The organism is Mesorhizobium sp. M1E.F.Ca.ET.063.01.1.1 (assembly GCF_003998155.1).
Classification (GTDB): domain Bacteria; phylum Pseudomonadota; class Alphaproteobacteria; order Rhizobiales; family Rhizobiaceae; genus Mesorhizobium.
Genome location: NZ_RZSC01000204.1, coordinates 1 through 8,822, shown reverse-complemented (window position 1 = coordinate 8,822; position 8,822 = coordinate 1). Strand labels below are relative to the sequence as shown.

At 63.0% G+C, this 8,822-nt stretch carries 8 protein-coding genes; 6 read left to right on the top strand and 2 right to left on the bottom strand.

The window, feature by feature from the left end; all coding sequences use genetic code 11:
• A partial coding sequence (locus EOA29_RS16370) for a GumC family protein (protein WP_189478908.1) occupies window positions 1-1,282 on the bottom strand: 1,282 nt, incomplete at its 3' end.
• A gap of 263 nt (window positions 1,283-1,545) precedes the next feature.
• Here EOA29_RS16370 and EOA29_RS16365 point away from each other — a divergent pair.
• Complete coding sequence (locus EOA29_RS16365; protein WP_126094202.1) at window positions 1,546-2,109, top strand: polysaccharide biosynthesis/export family protein; 564 nt, start codon at window positions 1,546-1,548, stop codon at window positions 2,107-2,109.
• Window positions 2,110-2,117: 8 nt separating this feature from the next.
• Complete coding sequence (locus EOA29_RS16360) at window positions 2,118-3,248, top strand: glycosyltransferase (protein WP_126094203.1); 1,131 nt, start codon at window positions 2,118-2,120, stop codon at window positions 3,246-3,248.
• Here EOA29_RS16360 and EOA29_RS43030 read toward each other — a convergent pair whose 3' ends face one another.
• Window positions 3,249-4,559: a hypothetical protein gene (locus EOA29_RS43030; protein WP_245468480.1), complete on the bottom strand. Its 1,311-nt coding sequence runs from the start codon at window positions 4,557-4,559 to the stop codon at window positions 3,249-3,251.
• On the opposite strand from EOA29_RS43030, the gene EOA29_RS43025 reads away from it, so the two are divergent.
• From EOA29_RS43025 to EOA29_RS16340, 4 genes are all read left to right on the top strand, one after another.
• Window positions 4,545-5,744 carry a hypothetical protein gene (locus EOA29_RS43025; RefSeq protein ID WP_245468479.1) on the top strand — a complete coding sequence of 400 codons (1,200 nt, stop codon included), beginning with the start codon at window positions 4,545-4,547 and terminating at the stop codon, window positions 5,742-5,744. The genes EOA29_RS43030 and EOA29_RS43025 overlap by 15 nt on opposite strands.
• 99 nt (window positions 5,745-5,843) lie before the next feature.
• Entirely contained in the window at window positions 5,844-6,125 is a 282-nt protein-coding gene (locus tag EOA29_RS16350) for a DUF1127 domain-containing protein (RefSeq protein ID WP_126094205.1), read from the top strand.
• Between the two features lie 152 nt (window positions 6,126-6,277).
• Entirely contained in the window at window positions 6,278-7,813 is a 1,536-nt protein-coding gene (locus EOA29_RS16345) for an undecaprenyl-phosphate glucose phosphotransferase (protein WP_126094206.1), read from the top strand.
• Window positions 7,814-7,902: 89 nt separating this feature from the next.
• Window positions 7,903-8,822 (top strand): O-antigen ligase family protein (locus EOA29_RS16340; protein ID WP_127221149.1); only part of this gene is annotated, 920 nt, incomplete at its 3' end.

Below are 8,822 nucleotides of genomic sequence, written 5' to 3'. Positions count from 1 at the left end.
GTTCCGTCGGCACCTGCGCTTTCGACAGCAGACGAGCGTCCACAGGCAGATAATTGCGGTCGGCGCGCGAGGCCGCCTCGCGATAGCTCGCCATATAGGATTCGAGCTGCTGGCGCTGAGCATTGGCGTCACGCTGCAACGCGTCGAGTTGCACCTGCTGCTCGCCGGCGCGGGCCGAAGCGGCCTTTAGCTGGTTGACCTCCTGGACGAGCTGGTCCTCGCGAGCCTTGGCCGTCTGCGCTTGGGTCGCCAGACCCTTCAGGATCTTCTGCCCCTCGTTGCGGATCTGGCCGTTGAGATCGGCGAGCTGCGACTTCAGCGCCCGGATGCGCGGATGATTGTCCAGCAGCGTCGTCGACAGGTCGGCAATGTTGGTCCTCAGTTCCACCTGCCGCTCGAGCAGGCGCTGGATCAATTCGGAAGACAGGACTTCCGGCACGCTGTCGAGCGTGCCGCCATTCTGAAGCGCCTTGCGCACGCTGTCGGCGGTCGCCTCGGCGGCGGCGCGATTGGCGCGCACCCGCGACAGTTCGGTGGACAGTTCGGAAAGCTGCTGGGTGGCCAGCACCGCATTGTTGCCGCCCATCAAGAGGTCCGATTGCGCGCGGTAAGCAGCGACCTTGGCTTCGGCCTCCTTCACCCGATTCTGCAGATCGGTGATTTCCGGGCCGAGAAAGCCGGTGGCGGCGGTGTTCGATTCCTTTTTCGCGTTGCCCTTGGAAGCAAGATAGGCCTGCGCGATCGCGTCCGCGACCCGCGCCGCAAGCTTTGGATCCTCCGAAGAGAACTCGACTGCAATAACGCGAGATTTTTCAACGCCGTAGACGTTGAGCTTATCGCGCATCGCCTTGAGCACGCGCTCTTCCGGCGAAATGTCGAAAGGGTCGCTCTTCAAGCCGACCAGGACGAGGGCGCGGCTCAGCGCCGACATCTTCAGCGTCTCGTCGAATTCGGGCACTTTCTCCAGATTGAGATCCGTCGCCACCTTCTTGAGTATGTCGGGCGACGATATGATCTGGACCTCGGTGGCTACGGCCTCCTCGTCGGTTGCCGGCTTGTCATCATTGGTTGCGCCGGCCGGCCGCGTGAAGACCGACTCGCGCGGCCCGATCTCCAGCTTGGCGGTGGCCTTGTAATAAGGCGTGGCCAGCCAGGCGAAGGCAAACGCCAGCCCGGTGACCACGAGCGTGACGAGAACAATGCGCAGCCAGTTCCTCGCCAGACTGGCGAAGAGCTGCCTCAGATCGACATCGACATCTGCGGCCGCGGACTGAACGGACATGCATCCTGCTCCGGAACTTTGAGTCGAGGATAGACCGTAAACAACTATGGTAACTCACCCGTTAAGATCAGAACGCATGCTTATTAGAAGACACTCAAAGAACATCGGACGAAGGCAATAGAACAATTGGGTTTTTGCCTGCCGTCACCGCTTCCGGGCACGGTCCTTTACCGGCCATTAACCCTAACAGGATGATAACGGGCGCACTTCCTGGGGTTGGCCGCAGCACTGGCGGCGAGAGCGACGAAGGTTCGTGTCCGATCATGAAAAGCACTGCTTATCTCTTTCGCGCCATGCTTGCCTTGTCGCTGCTCACCGGCTGTTCCAGCTACCGCCCGACACCCGCCGCCTTCCATGAAGTGCTCGACCAGCCTTACAGACTCGGCGCCGGCGACCGCATCCGCGTCACCGTCTTCGAGCAGGAAGGGCTGACCAACACCTACAGCGTCGACCAGTCCGGCTACATCTCCTTCCCGCTCGTCGGCGCCGTGCCGGCGCGCGGCCACACCGCCCAGCAGTTGGAAAAGGAAATCGCCGACAAATTGCGCCAGGGATATCTGCGCGATCCCGATGTGTCGGTCGAGATCGACCGCTACCGGCCGATCTTCGTCATGGGCGAAGTCGGCGCGGCGGGCCAGTATTCCTATGTGCCGGGATTGACCGTGCAAAAGGCGATCGCGATCGCCGGCGGCTTCACGCCGCGCGCCAACCAGGAAAGCGTGGACATCACCCGTGATATCAACGGCAAGGTCATGACCGGCAGGGTGCAGACATCCGACCCGCTCTTGCCCGGCGACACCATCTACGTCCGCGAACGGCTGTTCTGAAAACCAACGTGGCGGCTCACCTCCGCATCGTTCACTGTTTCCGCTCACCTGTCGGGGGAATCTTCCGGCACGTGCGCGATCTGACCGAGGCGCAGGTCGCCGCCGGCCATTCCGTGGGCATCGTGTGCGATTCGACCACGGGCGGCGACTATGAGGAGCGGCTGTTCAAGGCGATGGAGGGGAGTTTAGCGCTCGGCATTCATCGCACGCCGATGCAGCGTCATATCGGGCCTGGCGATATGACGGCGGCCTGGCGCACCTATCGAATCATCAAGGAATTGCGGCCGGACGTGCTGCACGGGCACGGCGCCAAGGGTGGCGCGTATGCCCGTCTGTTCGGCTCACTGTTGCGGGTTTCAAGGTATCGCGTGGCCCGCCTTTATTCGCCGCATGGCGGCTCGCTCCACTATGACGAAACGACGGCCACGGGAAAGCTGTTCTTCGCGCTTGAGCGCTTCATGGCGCGCTTCACCGACTGCCTGCTGTTCGTTTCCGACTACGAACGGCGAACCTACGGCCGCAAAGTCGGCGAGCCGCCGGTCCCCAACACGCTGGTCTACAACGGCCTGCGCGCCGCCGAATTCGAACCGGTAGGAACGGCGGCGGATGCCGCCGATCTTCTCTACATCGGCATGATGCGCGACCTCAAAGGCCCGGACATCTTCATCGACGCACTGACGCAGGCAGGCAGCGAGATCGGCCGCCCGTTGAGCGCGGTGATGGTCGGCGACGGCGACGACCTGCCGCGCTACCACGCCCAGGTGGAGCGGCTTGGATTGAAGAGCCATGTCCGTTTCCTGCCGCCGATGCCAGCCAGAGAAGCCTTCGCGCTGGCTGGGCTGATCGTCGTCCCGTCCCGCGCGGAAGCGATGCCCTACATCGTGCTGGAGGCGCTGGCCGCCGGCAGGCCGATGATTGCGACTGCGGTCGGCGGCATTCCGGAAATCTTCGGCGAAGGCTCCCCTGCCCTAATACGGCCGGATGCGGACCAGCTCGCCGAGAGGTTGGGCACAGCTCTCAACGATCCCGACGCCTACCGGAAACTGATGCCGCAGGGCGGCGAGCTCAGGGCGCGATTCGGCGCTGACGTCATGGCGGCCGAAATCGAGAAGGCTTATTTCGCGGCGCTTCGCGGTTAGTCAGGTCGGAAGAGCCGCAAATCGTCGTTCGAAACCCGCAAGAACGTCCGCCTCGAACACGCTCAACGACCGGCCCCGTTCCCACAGCGCGGCGTAGGATTCCCGGTCGAGCTGCGCCGACAGGATGGTCTCGATCCGCTCCCGCTGAGCAGCTTCGGTAGACTGCCGGCCGTCGGGCCAGTCCTCAAAGCAATGATCGACAAATCCAAGCATGAGCGCGGCATCGTTCAATCTTCCGTCTCGGGCCGCGAGCTCGGTGGCATTTTGGATGATGCACCAGTGCCATGACGCATGGTCGCGCGGGAGATATTTCCACGCCTCGTCGATGGCTTCCCTTGCCGCCTCGGTATTGCCTAGCGCCATCGAATAGCAAGCGAGATTGCTAAGCTGAGCACCGAGTTCAAGCGAGCTGCCGCGTTCACGAAGGCTTGGCAAGATGCCTTTGGCGAGCGCGAACGCGCCTTGATGATCCTGTCTTCGGTGAACCATTTCAGCCAGATACATGGTCGACCGGAAGAGGCCACGCTCGTTTCCGCACGACCGATGCATCGCCAATCCCGCCTGGCACTTGGTCATTCCGGCGACCTCTTCTCCACCGGTCAACAGCCACAAACCAATCGAAACGAGCGCCCACGCCTTCAACTTTGATGATGGAAGTTTAGCCGACAGGGTCTCAAGCCGCGCGAAAATCGGGGCGGCCTCGGAACGACGGCCGGCGAAGTTGAGCGTGGTCCCAAGAAGAACGAGGGCATGCGACAGCAGCAGATCGTTTGCGTCGGCCTCGAATTGCCGCACCGCCTGCATCAGCGCCTCGATCGCGCGCAGGTCCTGGGAATTGATCCGCGCGAGCTCCCCAACCGCAAGGAAAAGGCGGCCGCGAAGCGACGGGTCGAGATCATCGGCGAAGGCGACAGCCGCCTCGGCAAACCGAAGGCCCTCGCCGGCGAGCTGAGCTTCTATCCAATAGCGATAGCTGGCGGCAGCCAAACCGACGAACAGGGCCCAGTCGGCGCTTGATCTGGCCCATTCAAGGGCCGAGCGCAGATTGTCGGTGTCCGGCCGATAGGCTGCTACCCAGGTTGCGTCCGGAACCAGCTCCCATCGTGCGAGGCTTTGCTCGAAGCGGCTCCGGACATGGTCCGCCAGGCGTGCCCGTGCATCTTGCTCTTCGTTCTGCCTGGTCAATTCCTGCAAGGCGAAGTGGCGCGTCGTCTCCAGCAATCTATAGCGGGTCCGATCTCCACCGTCGCGCGTAACCATCGATCGCCTGATGAGCTCCGACAAGTGGTCGTCGGCATGCTCACCGACCACGGCGCGAACACCGTCCAGCGTAAAGCTGCCCTGGAACACACCAAGCGCCCGCAGAGCCCTTTGCTCGCCCTCGGCAAGCAGCCCGTAGCTCCACTCAAGCGACGCCGCCAACGATCGATGCCGCCCCGGCGTGTCACCCCAACCCGTCGAAAGCTCCGCGAAGCGCTCGGCAAGCTGGCGGTCCACTTCGCCGAGGCCAAGAGTCGCCGATCTTGCCGCCACCATCTTGAGGGCAAGGGCGACGCCGTCGAGGCGAACGCAAAGTTGCCGCACGATAGGCAATTCGTCGACAGCAACAGTCTCGCCCTGCGCTTCATAGCAGTGGATGAGGAACATTTCGGCGGCCGAAAGACCGCTTTCGAAAGCTGCTTCGAGGCCGAACGGCGCGAGCCTGAAGACGTGCTCCCCGCTCAGCCCCAGCGGCACCTGCGAGGTCGTGACGATCCTCAGCTTCGCGGCTTCGGAAAGCAGGGAACGGACAATGTTGGCAACGGAGTGGGCAACGTGCTCGCAATTGTCGAGAACAAGCAGCCCGGCCAGTGGCCGCAGCATATCGACGATGGCGAGCAGTGGGGTGGTTTCGGTTCTGACCGGAATGCCGAGGACTTGCATGATCGCACTCTCGACGAAGCTGCCGTCGGGCACGGACGCCAGGTCGACAACCCAGACACCGTCTGGAAAGCCGCCGGCGAGTTCCTCGGCGGCTTTGAGGGCCAACGTCGTCTTGCCGACGCCGCCCGGGCCCAGGGTCGTAACCAATGGATATTGGTTGACGAGTTCCACGAGGCTTCTGACTTCGTGGTCGCGCCCGATGCATTCCGGTCGGTAGCGAGACAGATTGCCACCGGAGCGAACGGCCGGCGCCATGCGCTCCTGGATGCGCGTGGGCGGTGGGCCAACATACCGATAGCCACGGCCATGGACGGTCGCGACGAAGTTCGGGCCGAGGGCTTTCCTGAGCGCGGACATATGCACGTGAAGGGTGTTTTCTTCGACGACCGTGCCCGGCCAGAGAAGATCGAACAGGTCGCGCTTCTCGACCAGCACATTGGGGCGCTCAAGAAACACGAACAGCAAGTCGATGCTGCGCGCGCTGAGTTCAATCGCACCCTCCGGACCGTTCAGCGAACGCTCCCGCTCGTCCAGCACGAAATCGCCGAAGGACAGCGCCATCGCCAATCCTGAATTGACCTCACAGAAACGCTACAGAAGATTTCAGCATTGCATCAAGGACTTTCCGTCTACGCAGCCGCATCGTCCCGCCATGGCCATTGGAGAACGACGATGCAAAGCCTGCAAGCCATCCTCAAGCTTATCCCGCGCATTCTCGCTGCGACCATGGCGGTCGCGAGAAGCACGCTCGCGGACGCAGCGGCAAAACATCGGGATCGCCGCATCCTCGAGAGACTAAGCGCCGCCGAACTGGAAGACATCGGCCTCTGCCGTGGCGCGGATGGTGCGATCGACTTCCAACCTCGCTGCCCAGATGAATCCGAGCCCAAAGGCGGCGGCATCGAGACACTTTACGGCAGCCCCGCCATGGCGACCGCGATAGAGAAGGCCTAATTCGCAGGCCTAAGCTTGGCCGACGCTAATTCGGTCCGGACGAAAGACCGTCAGTCGCCGCGAGCGACAGACAGCTTCAAAACCACCGGTTGTTTCAAGGCTTTCTTAGCTCTCTTTTGCTATCCACTTTTGCGTAGCTCGCGGACAATCCCATGAACGAGATCGATCCCGCACACCGCTTTTCCATGGACGCGGTGCGCAAATTCGAGGGCCCGGCCGAGGGTCAGGCGCCCAGCGGCATCAACGACGTCGCGCGCCAGGTCGCTTCGCAGTACCGGCGCGATACGATGTCGCCGATCATGGTCAGCGGCGTGCTGCGCATGGTCGAATTCGCGATGCTGTTCCTTTCGGGGCTCGGCCTCTATCTCTACTTTGTCGGCTTCTTCAACTACCTCGCCTGGCAATACCCGCTGTCGATCGCGGCGGCGTCGTTCCTCGCGGTCGTGCTGCTCGACGTCACCGACAGCTACCAGATCGCGGCGTTGATGCGCCCTGTCGCCAATTTCGGACGCGTGCTGCTCGTCTGGGCCAGCACCTTCGCGCTGATGGCGCTCACCGCCTTCGCCATGAAGGCATCGGAAGACTATTCGCGGCTTTTGTTCGGCACCTGGTTCGTGGTCGGCTTCGTGCTGATCTTTACCCTGAGACTCGTGATGTCCAGGCTGATCAGGCGCTGGGCGCGCGACGGGCGCATGGAGCGGCGCGCCGTCATCGTCGGCGGCGGCAAGTCGGCCGAGATGCTGATCCGCTCGGTCGAGAAGCAGCCCTACAACGACATCCGCATCTGCGGCATCTTCGACGACCGCGGCGACAAGCGCTCGCCGCCGATCGTCGCCGGCTACCCGAAGCTCGGCACCATTTCCGAACTGATCGAGTTCGCCCGCATCGCCCGCATCGACATGCTGATCGTGTCGCTGCCGCTGACCGCGGAATCGCGCGTGCTGCAGCTTCTGAAGAAACTCTGGGTGCTGCCGGTCGACATCCGGCTCTCGGCGCATTCCAACGCGCTGCAATTCCGCCCGCGCGCCTATTCCTACATCGGCTCGGTGCCGATGCTCGACATTTTCGACAAGCCGATCAACGACTGGGACTCGGTCGCCAAGCGAAGCTTCGACATCATCTTCTCGCTGGTCGGCATCATCCTCTTCTCGCCGGTGATGCTCGCCACCGCGATCGCCATCAAGCTCGACAGCAAGGGTCCGGTGCTGTTCAAGCAGAAACGGCACGGCTTCAACAACGAGATCATCGAGGTCTACAAGTTCCGCTCGATGTACACCGACAAATCGGATCCGACCGCCAAGCAGACGGTGACCAAGAACGATCCGCGCGTCACCCGCGTCGGACGCTTCATCCGCAAGACGTCGATCGACGAGCTGCCGCAGTTCTTCAACTCGCTGCTCGGCTCGCTGTCGCTGGTCGGGCCGCGGCCGCATGCGATCGCCGCCCAGTCGCACAATCTGCTCTACAACGAAGTGGTCGACGGCTATTTCGCGCGCCACAAGGTCAAGCCCGGCGTCACCGGCTGGGCCCAGATCAACGGCTGGCGCGGCGAGATGGACACCAATGAAAAGATCCGCATGCGCACCGAATACGATCTCTACTACATCGAGAACTGGTCGATGCTGTTCGACCTGCGCATCCTGTTTCTGACGCCGGTCCGCCTGCTCAATACGGAAAACGCCTATTGAGCGCGGTCGCGCATGAACTGCCGGCGGCCCCGGTCAACCAGTTGCCGCCCCAGGCGGTCAACCAGTTGCCGCCCCAGGCGGTCAACCAGTTGCCGCCCCGGGCGGTCAACGCCAAGCTGATCGCGCTGATTTCGTCGGCGGCGATAGGCATTGGCATCCTGCTTTCCGGCTTCGTCATCAGCGAGCCCGCGCCTTACGAGCTCTACATGGCCGGGCTGATCGTCGTATGGGCGCTGTTCGGCCTGAAAATATCGCGGGCGATATTGCCGCTCTTGGTGCTGCTGGTGGCGATGAACATCGGCGGCATGATCGCGATGACGCAGATGACGGAGCTCGCCAGCACGCCGCTCTATCTCGCCGTCTCGCTGTTCCTCGCCTTCAGCGCGGTCTTCTTCGCCTCGGTCACGTCGACGCAGCCCGGCCTCTACCGGCTGATCTTCATCGCCTATGTGGTGTCGGCGGTGGCGACTTCCCTGCTCGGCATCGCCGGCTATTTCCACGCCTTCCCGGGCGCGGAAATGTTCACCAAATACGACCGCGCCGCCGGCGCCTTCCAGGATCCGAACGTGTTCGGCCCGTTCCTAGTGCTGCCCGGCACCTATCTGCTCTATCTGCTCTTGGCCGGTCCGGTGTCGCGCATGCCGCTGCTGGCGGTGCCGCTGCTGATCATCACCGCCGGAATCTTCTTCTCCTTCTCGCGCGGCGCCTGGGGCATGTTCGCGGTGTCGGCGGTGCTGCTTACCGCCTGCCTGTTCCTGCAGAGCGCCAGCGGTATGTTCCGGCTGAGGGTCGTGGTGATGACAATCGCCGCGGTCGCCCTGCTGGTCATCGCCGTCCTCGTCATCCTGCAACTGCCCGGCGTGTCGGACATGTTCACCCAGCGCGCGCAGCTCGAGCAGAGCTATGATACCGCCCGCCTCGGCCGCTTCGCCCGCTACGCGATTGGCTTCCAGTTGGCGCTGGAGCACCCGTTCGGCATCGGCCCGCTGGTGTTCGGCACGATCTATGG